This is a genomic window from Geodermatophilus sp. SYSU D00779 (assembly GCF_054050595.1).
In genome coordinates this window covers 79,833-100,107 of record NZ_JBJGZQ010000014.1, presented here as the reverse complement: position 1 = coordinate 100,107, position 20,275 = coordinate 79,833, and the positions used below count along the sequence as shown (strand labels likewise).

18 protein-coding genes and 1 tRNA gene are annotated in these 20,275 nt (G+C 75.5%); 2 read left to right on the top strand and 17 right to left on the bottom strand.

Annotation, left to right across the window (positions count from 1 at the left end):
* Nucleotides 1-59: 59 nt before the first annotated feature.
* The 10 genes from ACI79G_RS13205 to ACI79G_RS13160 all read right to left on the bottom strand — a co-directional run bounded on the left by ACI79G_RS13205 (nt 60) and on the right by ACI79G_RS13160 (nt 10,273).
* Nucleotides 60-1,271, bottom strand: a complete 1,212-nt coding sequence (locus ACI79G_RS13205) for a glycosyltransferase (RefSeq protein ID WP_456881582.1) — start codon at nt 1,269-1,271, stop codon at nt 60-62.
* A 4-nt stretch (nt 1,272-1,275) separates the two neighbouring features.
* Nucleotides 1,276-1,944 (bottom strand): hypothetical protein, encoded by a 669-nt coding sequence (locus ACI79G_RS13200; protein ID WP_456881581.1) that lies wholly within the window; start codon nt 1,942-1,944, stop codon nt 1,276-1,278.
* Entirely contained in the window at nt 1,941-2,690 is a 750-nt protein-coding gene (locus ACI79G_RS13195) for a CDP-alcohol phosphatidyltransferase family protein (protein ID WP_456881580.1), read from the bottom strand. The genes ACI79G_RS13200 and ACI79G_RS13195 overlap by 4 nt, the downstream gene beginning before the upstream one ends.
* Nucleotides 2,687-3,937, bottom strand: coding sequence for a DUF1972 domain-containing protein (locus ACI79G_RS13190; protein WP_456881579.1), 1,251 nt, complete (start codon nt 3,935-3,937; stop codon nt 2,687-2,689). Before ACI79G_RS13190 ends, ACI79G_RS13195 begins: the two co-directional genes overlap by 4 nt.
* Nucleotides 3,938-4,364: 427 nt before the next feature.
* Nucleotides 4,365-5,852 carry a sugar transferase gene (locus ACI79G_RS13185; protein ID WP_456881578.1) on the bottom strand — a complete coding sequence of 496 codons (1,488 nt, stop codon included), beginning with the start codon at nt 5,850-5,852 and terminating at the stop codon, nt 4,365-4,367.
* Between the two features lie 199 nt (nt 5,853-6,051).
* On the bottom strand, nt 6,052-6,639 hold the full coding sequence (pth, locus tag ACI79G_RS13180) for an aminoacyl-tRNA hydrolase (RefSeq protein WP_456881577.1): 588 nt from the start codon (nt 6,637-6,639) through the stop codon (nt 6,052-6,054).
* Nucleotides 6,640-6,698: 59 nt separating this feature from the next.
* Nucleotides 6,699-7,403: a 50S ribosomal protein L25/general stress protein Ctc gene (locus ACI79G_RS13175; RefSeq protein WP_456881576.1), complete on the bottom strand. Its 705-nt coding sequence runs from the start codon at nt 7,401-7,403 to the stop codon at nt 6,699-6,701.
* A 241-nt stretch (nt 7,404-7,644) separates the two neighbouring features.
* Nucleotides 7,645-8,625: a ribose-phosphate diphosphokinase gene (locus tag ACI79G_RS13170; protein WP_456881575.1), complete on the bottom strand. Its 981-nt coding sequence runs from the start codon at nt 8,623-8,625 to the stop codon at nt 7,645-7,647.
* A gap of 47 nt (nt 8,626-8,672) precedes the next feature.
* Nucleotides 8,673-10,169 carry a bifunctional UDP-N-acetylglucosamine diphosphorylase/glucosamine-1-phosphate N-acetyltransferase GlmU gene (glmU, locus tag ACI79G_RS13165; RefSeq protein WP_456881574.1) on the bottom strand — a complete coding sequence of 499 codons (1,497 nt, stop codon included), beginning with the start codon at nt 10,167-10,169 and terminating at the stop codon, nt 8,673-8,675.
* A gap of 31 nt (nt 10,170-10,200) precedes the next feature.
* Nucleotides 10,201-10,273, bottom strand: a tRNA-Gln gene (locus ACI79G_RS13160).
* Nucleotides 10,274-10,442: 169 nt separating this feature from the next.
* Between ACI79G_RS13160 and ACI79G_RS13155 the strand changes: the two genes are divergently transcribed.
* Nucleotides 10,443-11,432, top strand: coding sequence for an acyl-CoA desaturase (locus tag ACI79G_RS13155; RefSeq protein WP_456881573.1), 990 nt, complete (start codon nt 10,443-10,445; stop codon nt 11,430-11,432).
* Nucleotides 11,433-11,539: 107 nt separating this feature from the next.
* Nucleotides 11,540-12,205, top strand: a complete 666-nt coding sequence (locus ACI79G_RS13150) for a TetR family transcriptional regulator (protein WP_456881572.1) — start codon at nt 11,540-11,542, stop codon at nt 12,203-12,205.
* A gap of 63 nt (nt 12,206-12,268) precedes the next feature.
* Here ACI79G_RS13150 and ACI79G_RS13145 read toward each other — a convergent pair whose 3' ends face one another.
* From ACI79G_RS13145 to ACI79G_RS13115, 7 genes are all read right to left on the bottom strand, one after another.
* Nucleotides 12,269-13,234: a 4-(cytidine 5'-diphospho)-2-C-methyl-D-erythritol kinase gene (locus ACI79G_RS13145; protein WP_456881571.1), complete on the bottom strand. Its 966-nt coding sequence runs from the start codon at nt 13,232-13,234 to the stop codon at nt 12,269-12,271.
* Nucleotides 13,231-13,956, bottom strand: coding sequence for a 16S rRNA (adenine(1518)-N(6)/adenine(1519)-N(6))-dimethyltransferase RsmA (rsmA, locus tag ACI79G_RS13140; RefSeq protein ID WP_456881570.1), 726 nt, complete (start codon nt 13,954-13,956; stop codon nt 13,231-13,233). Before rsmA ends, ACI79G_RS13145 begins: the two co-directional genes overlap by 4 nt.
* 153 nt (nt 13,957-14,109) lie before the next feature.
* Nucleotides 14,110-15,210: a ubiquitin-like domain-containing protein gene (locus ACI79G_RS13135; RefSeq protein ID WP_456881569.1), complete on the bottom strand. Its 1,101-nt coding sequence runs from the start codon at nt 15,208-15,210 to the stop codon at nt 14,110-14,112.
* Between the two features lie 645 nt (nt 15,211-15,855).
* Nucleotides 15,856-16,695, bottom strand: a complete 840-nt coding sequence (locus ACI79G_RS13130) for a hypothetical protein (protein WP_456881568.1) — start codon at nt 16,693-16,695, stop codon at nt 15,856-15,858.
* Between the two features lie 182 nt (nt 16,696-16,877).
* Nucleotides 16,878-17,756, bottom strand: a complete 879-nt coding sequence (locus ACI79G_RS13125; RefSeq protein ID WP_456881567.1) for a TatD family hydrolase — start codon at nt 17,754-17,756, stop codon at nt 16,878-16,880.
* 40 nt (nt 17,757-17,796) lie between these two features.
* Entirely contained in the window at nt 17,797-19,590 is a 1,794-nt protein-coding gene (metG, locus tag ACI79G_RS13120) for a methionine--tRNA ligase (protein ID WP_456881566.1), read from the bottom strand.
* Between the two features lie 32 nt (nt 19,591-19,622).
* Nucleotides 19,623-20,258, bottom strand: coding sequence for a hypothetical protein (locus ACI79G_RS13115; RefSeq protein WP_456881565.1), 636 nt, complete (start codon nt 20,256-20,258; stop codon nt 19,623-19,625).
* Nucleotides 20,259-20,275: the final 17 nt, after the last annotated feature.

Sequence of the window (20,275 nt, the reverse complement as noted above, 5' to 3'; positions counted from 1 at the left end):
CCCGTCACCCGATCGAGGCCGTGACCAGGACCTCAGCCCGCCAGCCCGATCACCGCGGGTCACCGGTGCGCGCTGGCGAGCGGGGTGGCCGGCGCGGCGTCCGGAGCGGCCACCGCGGCGACCAGCTCGTCGCGGTAGCGCTCGGGGGCGTGCCGGCGGCGGGCCTCGGCGGCGTCGGCGAGCGCCGCCGTCCGCGTCGCGGACCAGTCCGCGGTCAGCCGCTGGACGGCGTCGGCCCACTCCCCCGGCCGGCCGGCGTCCACCGCCTCGACGGCGGCGTAGCCGGCCGCGGCCTCGCGCAGCCCGCTGTGCGCGCTGACCACCAGCGGCCGGGCGGCGAGCAGCGCCTCGACGGCGGTGTTGCCGAACGACTCGTCGCCCACCGAGGGCACCAGCACGACGTCGGCGGCGGCCAGGTGCGGCCAGACGTCGGCGGAGAACCCGGCGAAGTCGACCCGGTCGGCCAGGCCGGCCCCCTCCACCGTGCCGCGCAGTTCCGCCTCGAACCACTCGTAGCCCTCGAAGACCGAGCCGACCAGGGTCAGCCGGGCGTCGACGCCGCGGGCCAGCAGCTGCTGCAGCGTCGCGACGGCGACCTGCGGCCCCTTCCGCGGGGAGAGCCGGCCGACGTAGAGCAGCCGCAGCGGGCCGGTCAGCTCGGCGCGCGCGGGCACCGGGTCCGCCGGGCCGCGGACGGCGTTGTGCACGACGGTGCTGCGCCGGCGCAGCCGCGGCGCGACCCCGGCGAGCACGTCGAGGGTGAACCGGCTGTTGGCCACCACCCGGTCGGCCAGCGCCGGGCACAGCGCCATCCCGAGCCGCAGCAGCCGCGGCGCGGACTGCTCGGCCTCGTGCACGTGGCACACCGACCGGCGGCCGGCCAGCCGCGCGAGCAGCGGCCACGACGGGAGGGTGAGGGTGTTGACGTAGACACCCGCGACCCCGTGCCGGCGCAGCAGCCGCAGCGCCGGCAGGGTGCCGCGCACGGCGTTCGCGAGCAGCCGCACCGCTCCCCGGGGCCGCAGCGCGGCATTGCGCAGGACCGGCATCGGGCACGTCTCCACCCGCACCCCCCGGGCCGTCAGCTCGCCGACCAGCGGACCGGGCCCGGGGACGGCGACCGTGACGGTGAACCGGGAGGCCAGCGCGGTGGCCGACTCCAGCAGCACCCGATCGGCGCCGTACAGCTCGGCGCCCGGGTGGACGACCAGCAGCGGCGGCCGGGGCGCCGCGGTGGGCTCGGACGGGACACGGGGGGCGGGGACGCTCACCGGGTCAGGCCACCGGGCCGGTGAACTGCAGCAGCGGCGCGCCGGCCTCGTAGCCGACCTCGATCGTCACCTGGTCGCGCGCGTCGGCGGGAACGGTGAAGACGTACACGCCCTCGGCGGACTGCCCGGGCTCGACCATCGTGGCGAACGGGCGCCGCGACGGGTCGTCCAGCGGTGAGGCCGGCGTGCGGTCCGGGCCGTAGGCGAGGTTCACCGCGACGCCGCCGAGCGCGACCGGTTCGGCCGTGCCGTTCCGGACCCGCACGGTGACCCGCAGCGCGGGGCCGGCGATGTTGCCCGGGCCGACCGCGGTGCCCTCGATCCCCTCGATGGCCGGCAGCGTCACGACGACGCCGTCGCCGACCGCGCCCTCGGCGTCCAGCGGCACTCCGGGCAGGGTCGGCGGCGCCTCGTCGACGTCCTCGGTGGGGCCGGTGGGCTCCGGCGTCGGCAGCTGCGGGACGACGGCCGGCGCGGTGGTGGCCGCGGGGGCCTCCGTGGGCGTGGCCGTCGCGGCCGCGGGCGCGCCCGTCTCCCCCCCGTCGTCGCCGAGGACGACCACACCGAGGCCGACCAGGACGGCCAGCAGTGCGGCGACGGCCGCGCCGAGCACCAGCCGACGGCGCCGGGCCGGGCGCGGAGGGGACGCGGGCGTCCCCGGAACGGTGCTCATCGCGGCAGCCTGCCCATCTCGCGGAACCACTTGACCGAGGCGAGGGCGAGGAAGCCGGCCGCCGCCAGGAAGAGGACGGTGTAGGTCGGGACGAACAGCGCGGGCGCCCCGAAGAGGACGAAGACGCAGGCCAGCAGGCCGTAGTCGGTGGGCAGCGTCAGCAGCGAGCGGCCCACGCCGACCCGCTGGGTGGTGCGCTGCGCCCGGGTGGCGACCCCGTGCTGGGCGCGGAGCGCCTCGTTGAGCATCGTGCCGAAGTAGGTGACGGCGTCGACGACGCAGTAGCCCAGCGGCACCAGCAGCCAGACCTCGTCGACGACGTCGGCGCGGTACCAGCCGATCAGCACGGCCAGGTGCAGGCTGGAGGCCTTGGCGGCGTCGACCATGTGGTCGAGCCACTCCCCCGCCGGCGAGCCGCCGCCGCGCAGCCGGGCCAGCTGCCCGTCGGCGGCGTCGAGCGCGTACCCCAGCACCAGGCAGGCGGCGACCGCCAGGCCCATCGGCACCGAGGGTGGGGCCAGGGCGAGCAGCGCGACGCCGGTGGCGGTGGAGGCGGCGCTGACCGCGGTGACCGCGTTCGGCGTCAGCCCGGCGTGGAAGGCCAGCGCGGCGAACAGCCGGCCCAGCGGCCGGTTGACGAAGCGGGAGTAGGCCGGGGCGCCGGTGGCGCCCTTCTGCGCGGCGGCCAGCCGGCGGACCGTCGTCCGCAGGTCGTCGGCCGGGCGGGCCCCGACGGTGGCGGTCACGGCCGCACCGCCGGGAGGTCCTCGACCGCCGGGGCGGGCGAGGGCAGCGGGACGACGTCGGCCGGCCGCTGCGCCGAGCGCGGGGGCGGCGGCGCGTCGGCCGCGGTCGGCCGGCGGCGCCCCGAGGGACGGCGGGCCGGGAAGCGCCGCTCGGCCAGCGCGCGGGCGAGCTCCTCGTAGCCGGCGGCGACCTGGTCCCAGTCGTAGCCGCCGGCCAGCTCGCGGGCGCGCTGCCCGGAGCGGGTGACCCAGTCGGGGTCGGCCTCGACCGCGGCGACCTCGCGGGCGACGTCGACCGGGGTGCGGAAGTACCGCCCCGCGTCGGCGACCACCTCGCGGTTGAAGTCGACGTCGAAGGCCGTGACCGCGGCACCGGCGCCGATCGCGCGCAGCAGCGAGGGGTTGGTGCCCCCGACGGAGTGCCCGTGCAGGTAGGTGGCGCAGTTGGCGTACAGCTGGTCGAGCAGCTCCTGGTCCCAGACGCCGCCGAGGAAGCGCACCCGGTCGTCGGCGAGGCCGTGCACGCGGGCGGTGTACGCGTCGGCGTAGGGCGCCGAGCCGACGACGACCAGCGGCTTGGTGGCCGTGCTGGCGGCGTAGCCCTCGACGATGACGTCGACGTGGTTCTCCGGCTCGAACCGGGCGACCACCAGGTGGTAGCCGCGCGGCTCGAGGCCGAGCTCCGCCAGCCGGTGCGCGCCGGGCTCGATCAGCGGCGCGCCGTAGGTCAGCAGCGTGGTCGGGGCGGCGAAGGCGTCGCGGTAGTAGTCCGCGATGCCCTGCGCGTCGGCGATCAGCGCGTCGGACCAGCGGACGGCGAGCGCCTCCGCGGTCCGGTAGTAGCGCCGTCCCGTGCCGCCCCACTTGGCCCGCTTCCACTCCAGGCCGTCCACGTGCGTGGCGACCGGGATGCGGGCGGCGCGCAGCGCCGGCAGCAACGGCGAGTTCGCCGCGTTGAACAGGATGGCCGCGTCGGTGCGGTGGGTCAGCAGGTGGCGCACCGACAGGGCCGTGTGGCTGAGGGTCTCCAGCGACCGGCGGCGGGCGGCCGGCAGGTGCACCAGCTCCATGCCCAGGTGCTCCGCCGGCGGCGCCGCCTGCGCCCCGGGGACCGTGCGGCAGTACACGACCACCCGGTGCCCGGCGTCGGCCAGCCGGCGGCCGATCTCCTCCACCGCCGTCTCGAAGCCGCCGTACCGGGCCGGCACGCCGCGCGTGCCGACCATGGCGATGCTCAAGTGGTCCACTGGGCCTCCGTCTCGCGTCCGAACAGGTCGGACGACGTCTGCGTACGGGACGCGCGTGCTCCGTCGTCGCCCTGGGTGAGCATCGACGGACGCCGCGCTGATCGGGAGGTGTGCGGGGGGTGCCCTCACCCGCACGGGGCACCCCCGCGCAGGCGGCCCTCCGGGCCCCACGGTGGGGGCAGGGCGGCCACCGTCCAGGGGCCCGCGCCGAGCCCGGTGAGGTGCCGGAACGGCCCCCCTGCAGGGGCCCGCACCGAGCCCGGTGAGGTGCCGGAACGGCCACCCTGCAGGGGCCCGCACCGAGCCCGGTGAGGTGCTGGAACGGCCACCCTGCAGGGGCCCGCACCGAGCCCGGTGAGGTGCTGGAACGGCCACCCTGCAGGGGCCCGCGCCGAGCCTGCGAGGCGTGGGGGGAAGGGTGGTCCTTCTAGTAGGCCCCGGAGCTGCTGACGACGGCGCGCACGGTCTTGACGAGGATCAGCAGGTCCATCGCCAGCGACCAGTTCTCGACGTAGCGCAGGTCCAGCCGCACGGACTCCTCCCACGGCAGGTCGGAGCGCCCGGAGATCTGCCACAGCCCGGTGAGCCCGGGCTTGACCAGCAGCCGGCGGCTGACCGACGTGTCGTAGCGGGCGACCTCGCCGGGCAGCGGCGGGCGCGGGCCGACCAGCGACATGGAGCCGCCGAGGACGTTGAACAGCTGCGGCAGCTCGTCCAGCGACAGCCGGCGCAGCACCCGGCCGACGGGGGTGACCCGCGGGTCCACGCGCATCTTGAACAGCAGGCCGTCGGAGATGTTCTGCGCCTTGAGCGCGTCGACCTGGCGGTCGGCGTCGACGACCATGCTGCGGAACTTCAGCATCGTGAAGGCCTGCCCGTTCACGCCCACCCGCTCCTGGCGGTAGAGCACCGGGCCGGGGCTGGTCAGCTTGACGGCGAGGGCGATCGCGAGCAGGGCCGGGGCGAGGAGCACCAGCGCCAGAGCGGCGACCGCGCGGTCCAGGCCGCCCTTGACCACCCGCTGCCAGCCCTCGAAGCGCGGCTGCTCCACCGACAGCAGCGGCAGCCCCTCGAACGGCCGGATGTGCAGCCGCGGGCCGGCGACCTCGATGAGGCCGGGCGCGACGAGCAGCTCGATGCCGGTGCCCTCCAGCTGCCAGGACAGCGAGCGCAGGTACTGCGAGGCGGTCTCGCTGGCGGAGGTGACGGCGATGGTGTCCGCGCCGAGGGAGCCGGCCAGCGTCAGGACGTCGTCCAGACCGGCGACCGGGACGCCGGCGACGCGGGCCACCCGGTCACGGTCGTCGGGGGTGACGCAGGCGGCGACGACCTCCAGTCCGGCGAACCGCTCGCGGCGCAGCCGGTCGACCAGCTCGAGGGCGGCGGTGCCGCGCCCCACGACGACGACCCGCTTGGTGCAGCGGCCCTGCGCGCGCAGGCCGCGCAGCGTGCAGCGGGCGGCGAACCGGCCGAGCAGGGTGCCCAGGGTCAGCGCGGGGACGGCGCCGACGACCAGGGTCCGGCTGAGGTCGAGGTCGGCGGCGTAGGAGACGAAGCCGGCGACGGCCAGCAGCAGGAAGCCGGCCCTCCCGACGGCGCGGTACTCGTCGCTGCCGGTGCCGAAGACCCGTTCGGCGTGGGCACCGGTGGCGTGCAGCAGCACCGGCCAGACGACGACGAGGCCGAGGCTGGCCCAGAACAGCGAGGTCGTCGGCGCGGCGTCCGGGTGGGCGCCGAGGACGGTCCAGGCGGCCACCGCGGCGGCCACGACCTCGAAGACGGTGAGGGCGCGCGAGTACCGGCCGGCCCAGGCGGCGCCGCCACGCCGCAGCCGGGCACGGCGCAGGGTGGACGGCGGTCCCGCGAGCGCACGGGACGCCGTCCCTAGTCGGACGGTGGACTGGTCGAGCAGCACGGTTCCCCCCGGACACGCGTGACAACGTGTAGTCGGCGTCACTCGTGCGTGGGCGCTTGCTCGTCTCTGAGCAGGGAGTTCGCCCGGGCACGGCGCCCGACGTCGGATCGACCATCACAGCGCGTCACGGACGGGTCAATGCAGAGAGGACCCGTTCACCCGTTGGGGACGGTGGGTCACCCACCCGGGGGCCGCCCGGTCAGGTGCGGGGGTGGACGACGTTCTGCGCCGCCTCGAGGCCCTGCGCGAGGAGCTCCTCGGTCGCGTCGGCGGCCTCGGCGACCAGGAGGTCGAGCTCCTTGCGCTCGGTCGCGGAGAAGTCCTTGAGCACGAAGTCGGCGGGGTCCTGGCGGCCGGGCGGGCGGCCGATGCCGACGCGCACCCGGAGGTAGTCCTTCGTGCCGGTGGAGCGCGAGATCGACCGCAGGCCGTTGTGGCCGCCCTCGCCACCGCCGCGCTTGAGCCGCACGCTGGAGAAGGGGATGTCGAGCTCGTCGTGCAGCACCACGAGGTCGGTCGGCGGGATGGAGTGGTAGTCGAGCAGGCCGCGGACCGGGCCGCCGGACTCGTTCATGTAGGACGTGGGCCGGGCCAGCACGACGCGGCGGCCGGCCAGCCGCCCCTCGCCGATCAGCGTCCGCGCCCGCTTCCCCTTGCCGGGGGACAGCTTCACCCCGGCGCGGGCGGCCAGCTCGTCGAGCACCATCGCGCCGACGTTGTGGCGGTTGCCGGCGTAGGAGGGGCCGGGGTTGCCCAGCCCCACGACGAGGAACGGCCCCTCGGACACGGCCGCAGGGGCGCCGGCATCGCCGGCGCCCCTGCGGGTCGAGCTCTCGGTCAGGACTCTCAGCCCTTCTCGGCGGACTCCATGGACTCGCCACTGCCCTGGTCCACCGGCTCGCCGACGACGTCGCCCTGGCCGACGCCCTCGGCGGCCTCGGCGGAGTCCTCGCGCTCGATGCCGGCCTCGGCCTCGGCCTCGGCGAGCTCGGCCTCGAGGGCCTCGGCGGTCGGGGCGCCCAGGAAGCCGATGACGAGCGCCTCCGGGTCGGTGATCAGCGTCGCGCCGGCGGGCAGCGCCAGGTCGGCCGCGGTGATGTTCTGCCCCGCTGTGTGACCGGTGACGTCGACCTCGATCGTCTCGGGCAGGTTCGTGGCGTCCGCCTCGATCGAGACGGTGTTCAGCTGGTGGTTCGCAATCGCGTCGACGCCGGGCTCACCGACGATGACGATCGGCACGTCGACGGTGGTCCGCTCGCCGCGGCGGACCAGCAGCAGGTCGACGTGCTCGTGGACGCGGGTCAGCGGGTCGCGCTGCACCGACTTGGTGAGCGCCAGCTCCTCCCGGCCGTCGAGGACGACGGTCAGCAGGACGTTGGAGCCGCCGTTGCGCAGCGCCGCGGCGAACTCGCGGGCCGGCAGCGACAGGTGCACGACGTCCTGGCCGTGCCCGTAGAGGACGGCGGGGATGCGGCCGGCCCGGCGGGTGCGGCGGGCGCTGCCCTTGCCGAACTCGGTGCGGGCCTCGGCGACGAGGCGGAAGTCAGCCACGGTGGTGTGCTCCTCGGGAGGTGGATCCGGGTCGGTGGCCGGCGCACGGCGCGGCACGCCCCTGGAGGGCACACGCACGTCGATCACGGAGTACGGCGGACCGTCTCCCTCGCCGGGCAACTCATCGAGGGTACCTCAGCGCTCGGCGGCCCCACTGGGCTCCCCGGTGAGGTGCTCGAACGGCCTCCCTCCTGGGACCCGCCGCGAGCCTGCGAGTGGCGGGGAGGAGGGAGGTCCTCCCTCAGCTCGCGCCGCCGAAGAGGCTCGTCACCGAGCCGTCCTCGAAGACCTCCTTGATCGCCCGCGCCAGCAGCGGGGCGATGGACAGGACGGTGAGCTTGTCGAACTGGCGGGCCGGCTCGATGGGCAGCGTGTTGGTCACGATGACCTCGCTGACGCGGCTGTTCTTCAGCCGGTCGACCGCCGGGCCGGAGAGGACGCCGTGCGTGGCGCAGACGATGACGTCGGCGGCGCCGGCGTCGAACAGCGTCTCGGCGGCCTTCACGATCGTGCCGCCGGTGTCGATCATGTCGTCGACCAGGATGCAGACCCGGCCCTCGACCTCACCGACGACGCGGTTGGCGACGACCTCGTTGGGCTTCATCGGGTCGCGGGTCTTGTGGATGAAGGCCAGCGGGACGCCGCCGAGCTTGTCGCTCCACCGCTCGGAGACGCGCACCCGCCCCGAGTCCGGCGACACGACGGTGATGTCGCGGTCGCCCCAGCGCTCCTTGACGTGCTCGACCAGCAGGTCGAGGGCGAAGAGGTGGTCGACCGGGCCGTCGAAGAAGCCCTGGATCTGCGCGGTGTGCAGGTCGACGGTCATCAGCCGGTCGGCGCCGGCGGTCTTGAACATGTCGGCGACCAGACGGGCGGAGATGGGCTCGCGGCCGCGGTGCTTCTTGTCCTGCCGGGCGTAGGGGAAGAACGGGACGACGACGGTGATCCGCTTGGCCGACGCGCGCTTGGCGGCGTCCACCATGAGCAGCTGCTCCATGAGCCAGGTGTTGATGGGTGCGGCGTGGCTCTGGACGATGAAGGCGTCCGAGCCGCGCACCGACTCCTCGAAGCGGACGAACAACTCACCGTTGGCGAACTCGTAGGCGGCGGTGGGGGTCGGCGTCACGCCGAGGTGCCCGGCGATCTCCTCGGTCAGCTCGGGGAAGGCCCGGCCGGAGAAGAGCATCAGGCTCTTGCTGGTCGTCTGCCGGATCGCGCTCATCGGCTCGTCCACCCCTGCTCGTCGCGTCGGTCGGGCGCCCGGCGGACCTACTCGGACGCCTGCGCGCGAGTGTCGGCCGCCGCCTCGGCCCCTGCATCCCCAGCCGCCTCGGCGGCCTGCGCGGCAGCCGTCCCGGGACGGCGCCGACGTACCCAGCCTGCCACATTGCGCTGGCGCGCCCGCGCGACGCCCATCGCCCCCGGGGGGACGTCGGTGGTGATCACCGAGCCGGCCGCGGTGTAGGCGCCGTCCCCCACGGTGACCGGGGCCACGAGCATGGTGTCCGAGCCGATGCGCACGTGGTCGCCGATGTGCGTGTGGTGCTTCTCGACGCCGTCGTAGTTCACGAAGACCGTCGCCGCGCCGATGTTGGCGCTCCGCCCGATCGTCGCGTCGCCGACGTAGGAGAGGTGCGGCACCTTGGAGCCCTCGCCGACCTGCGCATTCTTGGTCTCGACGAAGGCGCCGACCTTCGAGCCGGCGGCCAGCCGGGTACCCGGCCGCAGGTAGCTGAACGGGCCGACGGTGGCACGGGGGCCGACGACCGCGCCGAGGACGTGCGAGCGCACCACGCTCGCGCCCTCCTCGACGGTGGTGTCGACGAGGGTGGTGTCCGGTCCGACGACGGCGCCGGTCGCGACCGACGTCGTCCCCCGGAGCTGGACGCCGGGCTCGAGCAGCGCGTCCGCCGCGACGGTGACGGTGACGTCGACCCAGGTGGTGGCCGGGTCCACGACGGTGACGCCGGCGCGCATCAGGTCGTCGAGCACGCGGTCGTTGAGGGTGCGCCGGCGGGCGGCGAGCTCGCGGCGGTCGTTGCAGCCGAGCACGTCGACCGGGTCCTCGGCGGGGGCACCGCCGACCGGGGCGCCCTCGGCGACGAGCAGGCCGAGGACGTCGGTGAGGTACTGCTCGCCCTGGTCGTTGTCCTCGCCCAGGGAGCCCAGCGCCCGGCGCAGCGCGGCGGCCTCGCCGACGTAGACGCCGGCGTTGACCTCGCGGATGGCGCGCTGCTCGGGGGTGGCGTCGCGCTGCTCGACGATGGCCCGCACCGCGCCGTCGGCGTCCCGCACGATCCGGCCCAGGCCGGTCGGGTCGTCGACCTCGGCGGTCAGCACGGTGAGCACGTTCCCGGCGGCGCGGTGCGCGTCGACCAGCGCCGTCACGGTCTCGGGGCGCAGCAGCGGGGCGTCGCCGTTGACCAGCAGCACGGGGCCCTGGAGGTCGGGGACGGCGGCCAGCGCCACCGCCGCGGCGTGCCCGGACCCGCGCTGGTCCTCCTGCACGACCGGTCGGGCGTCGGGGGCGACCTGCGCCAGGTGCTCCTCGACGGCCTCCCGGCCGGCGCCGACCACCACGAGGGTGTGCCGGGGTGCCAGCGGCGCGGTCGCGGCCAGGACGTGGCCCAGCATGCTGCGCCCGCCGAGGGCGTGCAGCACCTTGGGCGTCGACGACCTCATCCGGGTGCCCTGCCCGGCGGCGAGGACGACGACGGCGGCGATCCCGCCCTCGGGAGCGGCACCGGGCGGCAGCGGTTCGGACACGGATCTCCTCGGCCTCGGGCGTCTGTCGTTGCTGGGGGACTCGGACTCGAACCGAGACTTCCCGGCTCCAAAGGCCGGCGGGCTGCCGATTACCCCATCCCCCATCGCGGGCGGCACGGCCACCGGACCGGCGCCCTCCGAGAGCCTAGGCGTCCACCCCGTCGGGCACCGATCCCCGCGCCCGGCGGGCGGGGCTCCCTACGGTGACGTAGCTTACGGTCCCGTACCGGTACGGCGGCCTCGCCGGACCGCACGACGCGACCTGGAGGCCGCTTGTCCGCTCCTGCCAGCACCCGGCCCACGGCCCCGGTCCTCCGGCCCGCCGTCCCCGACGCCGGGCTCCCGGCGAACGCCCTCGGCAAGGAGAAGGGGGCACTGGAGCAGGTCACCCTCTACGTCTTCGTCATCGTGCCGTTCCTCGCCCTCGCCGCCGTCGTGCCCGCCGTGTGGGGCTGGGGCCTGTCCTGGCTCGACGTGGGCCTGGCCGTCGGCTTCTACTCCCTCACGCTGCTGGGCATCACCGTCGGCTACCACCGGCACTTCACCCACGGCTCGTTCAAGGCCGCGCGCCCGCTGCGGATCGCGCTGGCCGTCGTCGGCTGCATGGCGATCCAGGGCCCGGTCGTGCAGTGGGTGGCCGACCACCGCCGGCACCACGCCTTCTCCGACCGCGAGGGCGACCCGCACTCGCCGTGGCGCTACGGCACCGACGCCCGCGCGCTGCTCAAGGGCATGTGGCACGCCCACCTGGGCTGGCTGTTCGACCGCCGCCAGACCAGCGCCGAGCGCTACGCCCCCGACCTGCTCAAGGACACCGGCCTGCGCCGCACCAGCCGGCTGTTCGTCGTGTGGGCGTTCCTCAGCCTCGCGTTGCCGGCCGTCATCGGCGGCCTGGCAACGGCGAGCTGGACCGGTGCCTGGACGGCGTTCTTCTGGGCCGGGCTGGTGCGGGTCGCGCTGCTGCACCACGTGACCTGGTCGATCAACTCGGTCTGCCACGTGGTGGGGAACCGGCCGTTCGTCTCGCGGGACCGCGCCACCAACTTCTGGCCGCTGGCGATCCTCAGCGCCGGGGAGTCCTGGCACAACCTGCACCACGCCGACCCGACCTGCGCCCGGCACGGCGTGCTGCGCGGGCAGATCGACATCAGCGCCCGGGTCATCTGGGTGTTCGAGAAGCTGGGCTGGGCGCACGGCGTCAAGTGGCCCGACCCGGTCCGGCTGGCGGCCAAGCGCCGCCTGCCTGCGACGGCCGCGTCCTGAAGGACACCCCGTCCCCCTCACCCTTCGCAGGCTCAGGGCGAGCCTCGGCACGGGGCCGGGGGACGACGGTCGCCACGACCGGCAGCGCGGCGCGGCCCCGGGTGCGGATGACCGGCGCGCAGCGGCGCCAGCAGCTGCTCGACGTCGGCCGGGAGGTCTTCGCCCAGCGCGGCTACGACGGCACCTCCATCGAGGAGCTCGCCGCGCGCGCCGACGTCAGCAAGCCGGTGGTCTACGAGCACTTCGGCGGCAAGGAGGGGCTCTACACCGTCGTCGTCGACCGGGAGATGCAGCGGCTGCTGGACCGCTTCACCTCCGCCCTGGCCGCCGGCGGCTCCCCGCGCGAGCTGCTGGAGCGCGCCGCGCTCGTCCTTTTCGACTACATCGAGGAGGACACCGACGGCTTCCGGGTGCTCTCCCGCGACTCCCCCGTCGCCGGCCCGCCCGACGGCTACGCGTCCCTGCTCGTCGAGGTCGCGCAGCGGGTGGAGCACGTCCTCGGCGCGCAGTTCGGCGCCCGCGGCCACGACCCGGCGCTGGCCGGGCTCTACAGCCAGGCACTGGTCGGGATGGTCGCCCTGGTCGGGCAGTGGTGGCTGGAGCGCCGCTCGCCGAGCAAGGCGGAGGTCGCCGCCCACCTGGTGGACCTGGCCTACAACGGCCTGGCCCGCCTGCAGCCGCCGGCCGGTCGCCGTCCCGGCGGGTCCCGTCGCGGCCCCGCCCCGAGCTCGCGAGGAGTGGGGAGGACGGGGTCCGCCGACGGTGGGGGGTGAGCAGCGGCCCCGTCCCGGGCACCGCCCTGAGCCTGCGGAGGGTGGGGAGGACGGGGTCTCCCCTCAGCCGACCAGCCGCGCGCCGGGCACCGGTCCGTGCACGGCCCGGACGGTGCGGTAGACGCCCTCCCCGGCCAGCGCCGCGGTCAGCCGGACGGCGGAGTCCTCGTCCTCGGCGAGCGCGGCCACCGTCGGGCCCGACCCGCTGACCAGCGCGCCGACGGCCCCGGCCGAGGTCGCCGCACGCAGCGCCCGCCGCAGGTCCGGCCGCAGCGAGAGGGCCGGGGGCTGCAGGTCGTTGCCGAGCGCGGCGGCCAGCGCCGGGACCGGCCCGCTGCGCAGCGCCGCGATCACCGGGTCGGGCGCGGACAGCTCCTCGCCGTCGGGCACCCGGCCCGCGGCCCGCAGCCGGTCCAGCTCGGCGTAGACCGCCGGCGTGGACAGCCCCTCCCCGGCGATGCCGAGCACCCAGTCCCAGCGGCGGCGGGCCAGCACCGGCGACAGCTGCTCGCCGCGACCGGAGCCCAGGGCCACCCCGCCGAGCAGGCTGAACGGGACGTCGCTGCCGAGGCGCGCGGCCAGCGCGGTCAGCTCGCCGCGGGTGGCGTGGGTGCCCCACAGCGCGTCGAGGGCGACCAGCGCCGCGGCGGCGTCCGCGCTGCCGCCGGCCAGTCCCGCGGCGGCCGGGATCGACTTGTCGATGGTGATGGCGGCGTCGGCGGGCACCCCGGCCTGCTCGGCCAGCAGCTCGGCGGCCCGCCAGACGAGGTTGCGGCGGTCGGTCGGGACGGCGTCGGCACCGCTGCCCGTCGTCCCCTCGCCGGTGACGGTGAGGGAGAGCCCGTCACCGGGCCGCACGGTCACCGTGTCGAACAGCGAGACGGCCAGGTAGACGGTGCGCAGCTCGTGGAAGCCGTCGGAGCGCAGCGGCCCGACCGCGAGGTGCACGTTGACCTTGGCGGGGGCGCGGGCGGCGACGGCGCCGTCCCCCGCCAGTCGGCCGGGGCCACCGGGTGAGGACCAGCTCATGCCGGGGCCTCCGTCGCGGCCAGCCGGGCGAAGTCCTCGACCGACAGCTGCTCGCCGCGGGCGGTCGGGTCGATGCCGGCAGCGCGCAGCCGGGCCTCGGCGGCCACCGGGCTGCCGGCCCAGCGCGCCAGCGCCGCGCGCAGTCCCTTGCGGCGGGTGGCGAAGGCGGCGTCGACGACGGTGAAGGTGGCCGCGCGGTCCCCCGGTGGTGGTGGACGGCGGTCCAGGGCGACCAGGCCGGAGTCGACGTTGGGCTCGGGCCAGAAGACCCGCCGACCGACGTTGCCGGCCCGCCGCACGTCGCCGTACCAGGCGGCCTTCACCGACGGCACGCCGTAGGCCGGCGAGCCGGGGGCCGCGGCGAGCCGCTCGGCGACCTCGGCCTGGACCAGGACGAGCGCGCGCCGCAGTGTCGGCAGCAGCTCCAGCAGGTGCAGCAGGACGGGCACCGCCACGTTGTACGGCAGGTTGGCCACCAGCGCCGTCGGAGCGGGCCCCGGGACCTCGTGGATGCGCAGCGCGTCGGCCTCGACGACGGTGAGCCGGTCGGCCGGCTCCGGGGCGCGCTCGGCCACGGTGCGCGGCAGCAGCGCGGCCAGTCGGGGGTCGATCTCGACGGCGGTGACGTGCGCGACGACCGGCAGCAGGCCGAGGGTCAGCGAGCCCAGCCCCGGGCCGACCTCGAGGACGACGTCCTCCGGGGTGAGCTCGGCGGTGCGCACGATCCGCCGGATGGTGTTGGCGTCGTGCAGGAAGTTCTGCCCGAGGGTCTTGGTGGGACGCAGGTCGAGCTGCTGGGCCAGGTCGCGGATGGCGGCCGGGCCCAGCAGCCCGTCGGTCTGCTCGGGTGGAGTGCTCAGCTCAACAGGGTCCGATCAGGAGAAGAGGCGCGGACCGCAGTGCGGCCACTGGCCGGCGCCGGAGCGCTGGTAGAGCAGCTGCGCACGATAGGTCTGCTCGTCGGCCGAGGCAGCGGCCGGGTCGCCGCTGCCGCCGACAGCGTTCCACGTGCTCTGCGAGAACTGGTACATGCCGCGGTACGTGCCGCTCGAGCTGACCGCGTTGGGCCGGCCGCCGGACTCGCACGCCGCCAGGGCGGCCCAGTTCAGGCCGTCGGCGCTGGGCTTGTTGCCGGCGGAGACCGGGCGCTCCTTGGTGCCGACGGTGACCAGCTCGTCGACCGGCTCGCGGGTGACCGTCGTGGCCAGCTGCTCGCGGCCGGTCTCGACGCCGTCGGTGACGGTGACCCGGAAGGTGGTCACCTGCTCGCCCTCGACGCCCTCCTGCGTGACCGTCTCGTCGCCCTCGAAGGCGTCGGGGTCCTCGGTCTCCACGGTCCGGTAGTCGATCGGCGTGGGGACGACGACCTCGCTGACCTGCACGCGGAAGACCTGCAGCCGCATGTGGGCCAGCAGCGCCTGGTCCGGGTACATGCTGGTGCGGTCGGTCGCGCCGAGCGCGATGCCCTGCTCGGCGAGCAGGTCACCGGCGGTGGCCGCGGTGGTGGTGACGACGCGCTCCTGGCCGTCGGCGACGAGGGTCACGGGCTTGGGCGTGGTGATCGACAGCTCCATGCCGTCGAGCGGGAGGCGCTCGCTGCGGCTGGCGGAGACCACCAGGTCCTCGGCGCGGTAGCCGAGCTGGGCCAGCGCCTCGTCGACCGACAGCGCGGTCACGTAGACCTCGCTCTGCACGCCGTCCACGGTGAGGGTGAGCGGGCGGGCGCGGTTGATCACCACGGTGTCGCCGTCGGCGACGGCGGAGGCGGCGTCCGGGAGGACGACGTCGTGCGACTGCGTCTGCAGCCCCTCCTCCTCGAGCACGTCACCGACGGTGCCGGCGTAGGTGCGGACCTGGTGCGCCTGGCCGTCCACGGTCAGCGTCACGGACTTCTGCGCGGCGACGTAGGCCGCGGAACCGCCCACGAGTCCCAGCAGGACCAGGGCGAAGAGGACGGACTTCAGCGATCGGGGCACGACTCTTCCAGGGCTCGGGAGACCCGGGTGGAGGCGCGCGCGGGCACCACGCCGGCTGGCGGGTACCGAGCGCGTCCCGGCTCGGACGGCAGACGACCGGGAGACGGAGCTCCCGGTCGTGGTGCCCTCCGGGACGGTCCCCACCCCGGCTGGTCACGACACGATAACGGACACGATCTGTCTGGCGACGGTGCGCGACGAGTGAACCAGCGAGGCGATGTGTCGACTCGGGGACGCGCCGACACGGTGCGTGACGGCCGCGCCGCGTGGGACGCGTGTGACAGCTGCGCAGCGTGAGGTCAGCAGGGTGAGCAAGCCCACGGTGAAGGCCCGTCGGCGGGGACCCGGTCCCGCCCCGACGGGCGGCGGTCCGAGTGCGACGGAGTCGTGGCGATCGGGTCCTGCCGACCACGAGTCCGTCGCACTCGCCGTGGCCTGCCGGTCGGACACGGGTGGCGCGGCACGACGAGTGGCCGGGTGCGCTCGACGCATGGGGGGACGGCCGGCGGCCGCGGTGCGGTCCGGAGGACCGCGCCCTCATGGCCGCGAGGAGGGGGGCCGGAGGCTCCCGCGATCGAGCGCCGGGCGGGGCTCAGCGCGAGCCGGGACGGCACCTGGCCGCGCTGCCGGCCGGAGGCCGGCAGGTCACGCAGTCAGTGCGCGGTCGTCGATCCGGATCGGCTTGAGCCAGGTGACCAGGAAGACGGCGAGGGCGAGGCCGGCGGCCAGCCCGGCGAAGCCCCCCGCGACGAGCGCCACGGGCACGAGGTCGAAGCCCGCGGTCACGCGGTCGCCGAGGTCGATGCCCGCGGTCAGCAGCAGGGCACCCAGCGGCAGCAGTGCCAGCACGCTGACCGCCGCGGTGACCAGGTGCGCCGTCCAGGTGCGCAGCGCCTCGTCGACCGGCACGTCGGCGCCCTCGGCGGGCAGCGGGCGCACCTGCGTCCGCAGCAGCGCCACCTCGGCGAGCACCCAGGCGACCAGCGGGACGACGACGGCGACCCAGCCGACGCTGTCGGGCAGCTCGCCGCGCTGCCACATGAGGACGGCGGCCGTCAGTTCCGCGACGATGACCGCGCGCATCGACCAGAGCAGCCCCATCGAGATCAGCTCGGACTGGCGCGGGCGGCGGGGCGGGGAGCCGGTCCGCCAGCGCGGCCGGGGGCGGGTCGCCTCGGCGAGGACGACGCCCAGCAGCAGCCCCAGGACGAGAGCCGGGAGCCACAGGAAGACCGACGCCTCGGCGAACAGCGCGATGCTGACGCCGATGCCGACCAGCCCGAGCAGGAAGCCGAGCCGGCGCACCCGGCGTCCGTGCTGGGCCTGACGGGCGAGGGTGGCGAGCCCCTCGGGCGTGGGCGTGGTGAACCCGACCGCCGCGGCGGCGACGGCCCGACGGCCGGCGGCCAGGGCCCAGGCGCGGGCGAGCAGGACACCGGGCACCAGCACGGCGATGAAGAGCACGACGGCGATGAGGCGGCCCACGGGGCCAGTGTCCCCCCGATGTGCGCCACGTGACGTGTCGCCGTCATGACACTGCGACCCGGGCCACCGCCGGCCCCGCTGCAGGGTCCCGCGGGCCTCGTCCCGGGTCCCGCCGCGAGTTCGCGGCTGGTGGGGAGGACGGGGTCCTCCGACGAGGCGTGGGGGGCAGCGGGGTCCTGCTGCTACCAGCTGCCGAAGACGCGCTCGGCGGTGGCGGTGAGGTGGGCGCAGAGCTCCTCGAGCTCGACGCCGGTGACCTCGGCCAGCGCGCGCACCGTGTGCGGCACCAGCCGGGAGGCGTTGGGCCGGCCGCGGAACGGCATCGGCGTGAGGAACGGCGAGTCGGTCTCCACCAGCAGCTGCTCGACCGGCGTGAGCGCCGCAGCCTCCCGCAGGTAGCCGGCGTTGCCGAAGGTCAGCGTGCCCGCGAACGACAGCACGAAGCCCCGCTCGACGCAGGCCCGGGCGAAGGACGCGTCACCGGAGAAGCAGTGGAACACGGTGTGCTCGGGGGCGCCCTCGTCCTCGAGCACCCGCAGGATCTCCTCGTGCGCGTCGCGGTCGTGGATGACCAGCGCGACCCCGCGCTGCTTGGCGATCCGGATGTGCGCCCGGAAGGACGCCTCCTGCGCCGCCCAGCCGTCGGGCCCGGTGCGGTAGCGGTCCAGCCCGGTCTCCCCCACCGCACGTACCCGCGGCAGCGCCGCCAGCCGGTCGATCTCGGCCAGCGCGTCGTCGGTCGCCGCGCCCTCGCCCGCCTCGTTGGGGTGCAGCGCCACGGCGGCCAGCACGTGGGGGTGCCGGGCGGCGAGCTCGGCCGACCACTGCGACGACGGCACGTCGACTCCCACCTGCACCAGCCGCGGGACGCCGACGGCCGCGGCCTCCGCGATCTCGGCGTCGACGTCCTCGTGCGCCGGCGGCTGCCCGTCCTCGGGGCGGAAGCCGCTCAGCACGATGTCGAGGTGGGTGTGGCTGTCGACCGCCGGCGCCGGCAACGGCTCCGGAGACGGCGGCTTCTCCCCCCGCCGGTTGGCCCGCGACGCTGCCGAGCGACTCACTCCCCACTCCCCGTGACGACGATCCCCGCGGGGACGGCCGTCACTGGCCGCCCTCGAGCCGGGCCAGCTCCTCCTCGACGATCGACTCGTCGAGCTTCCGGAAGACCGGGGTGGGCGGCGACAGCGGCGTCCCCGGCGGCAGCGGCCGGGAGGCCCAGACCGCCTGCCCCTCGTCGTAGTCACCGGTGATGATCGGGTACGGCGAGCCGTCGTCGAGGTCGGTGACCTCCTCGACCCGCGGCGCCGGCGACCACACGCCGGTGCCGCCGAGCAGCTCGTGCACCTTCTGCGCCGAGTGCGGGAGGAACGGGGTGAGCAGCGCGTTGCAGTCGCTGACCGCCTGCAGCGCGGTGTGCAGCACGGTGTCCCGGCGGGCCGGGTCCTCCTTGAGCTTCCACGGCGCCTGGTCGGACAGGTACTTGTTCGCCTCGCCGACCACCCGCATCGCCTCCGCGGCCGCGGCCTTCTGCCGGTTGCGGGACAGCAGCTCCCCGACCGGCCCGAAGGCGCCCCCCGTGCTCGCGAGCAGCGCGCGGTCGGCGTCGGTCAGCTCGCCGGGCGTCGGGACGGCACCGACGTTCTTCGCCGCCATCGACACCGTGCGGTTGACCAGGTTCCCCCAGCCGGCGACCAGCTCGTCGTTGTTGCGCCGCAGGAACTCCGCCCAGGTGAAGTCGGTGTCCTGGCTCTCCGGCCCGGCCGCGGCGATGAAGTAGCGCAGCGCGTCGGCGTCGTAGCGGGCCAGGAAGTCGCGCACGTAGATGACCACCTGGCGGGAGGAGGAGAACTTGCGCCCCTCCATGGTCAGGAACTCGCTGGAGACCACCTCGGTCGGCAGGTTGAGCCGGCCCAGCGACCCCGGCGTCCCGCCCTTGTCGCCCTCGCCGTCGTAGCCGAGCAGCTGGGCGGGCCAGATCTCGGCGTGGAAGACGATGTTGTCCTTGCCCATGAAGTAGTAGGCGGACGCGTCCGGCGTCTGCCACCACTGGCGCCAGGCGTCGTCGTCCCCGGAGCGGCGGGCCCACTCGATCGACGCCGACAGGTAGCCGACGACGGCGTCGAACCACACGTAGATGCGCTTGTCGGGGCGGTCGCGCCAGCCCTCGAGCGGCACCGGGACACCCCAGTCGATGTCGCGGGTGTAGCTGCGCGGCTTGAGGTCGGTGAGCAGGTTCTTCGCGAAGTTCAGGACGTTGGGCCGCCACCCGCGCCGCGAGTCCAGCCAGTCGCCGAGGGAGCGGGTGAAGGCCGGCAGGTCGAGGAAGTAGTGCTCCTCCTCGACGAACTTCGGCGTCTCGCCGTTGATCCGGCTCTTCGGGTTGATCAGGTCCACCGGGTCGAGCTGGTTGCCGCAGTTGTCGCACTGGTCGCCGCGGGCGCCGTCGTAGCCGCAGATCGGGCAGGTGCCCTCGATGTAGCGGTCGGGCAGGGTGCGCCCCGTCGACGGGCTGATCGCGCCGAGCGTCGTCTTCGGGAAGACGTACCCGTTCTTCAGCAGCCCGAGGAAGATCTCCTGCGCGATCTGCGCGTGGTTGACCGTCGTCGTCCGCGTGAACAGGTCGTAGGACAGCCCGAGCGACTGCAGGTCGCCGACGATGACCCGGTTGTTGCGGTCGGCGATCTCCCGCGGGGTCACGCCCTCGGCGTCGGCGGCGACGGTGATCGGCGTCCCGTGCTCGTCGGTGCCGCTGACCATCAGCACCCGGTCGCCCACCATGCGGTGGTAGCGGCTGAAGACGTCCGAGGGGACGCCGAAGCCGGAGACGTGGCCGATGTGCCGCGGGCCGTTGGCGTAGGGCCAGGCCACGGCGGTCAGGATGTGCCGATCACTCACGGCACGAGCCTAGGCGGCGGCGTCCACCCGGTTCAGTGCTGGCTGGTGCCCGCGGTCGCCGGGGCGTCGGGAGCGGCTGTGGGCACCGGGGTGGTGAGCGCGACGGCGACCAGTGCCAGGCCGATGACGGCGAGGGTGGCCACCCGGGTCCGCGGGCCGGCGGCGGCCGGCTCGGGGCGGGAGGACGGGGTGCGCGGGCCCTCCGCGAGCCAGGCCGCGACCGAGGGGGCGCCGGCGAGCAGCAGCTTGCCGACCGGCAGGCCCAGGGACAGCAGCGCCAGCGCCGGCAGCGGCAGGGTCACCGGCAGCGGATCGAACAGCGGGGTGGTCAGGGCCAGCGCCGTGAACCCGCCGGCGAGCGCGATCTCGGCGGTGGCGACGGCGGTGTGGACCCGCCGTCCGGAGCGGTCGAGCAGCAGCATCCCCCCGCCGGCGCACAGCACCACCCACCCGGCGAGGAGCAGCAGCACGACCGCCACCACCGGGCCCGCCGGCCGCAGCGGGGACAGCAGCAGGCCGTCCAGCCCGGTCAGCCCGCCCGCCAGCAGCGCGACCGCCTCCGCCACGCCGACGGCGGCGGCCGTCAGCACGGCGGCCGGCGGCCGACGCCGGTCGGGGGACGACGGCGCGCGCAGGCTCTCGCCAGCGTCGAGGACGGTGCTCGCCACGGGTGTGCTCTCCCTGG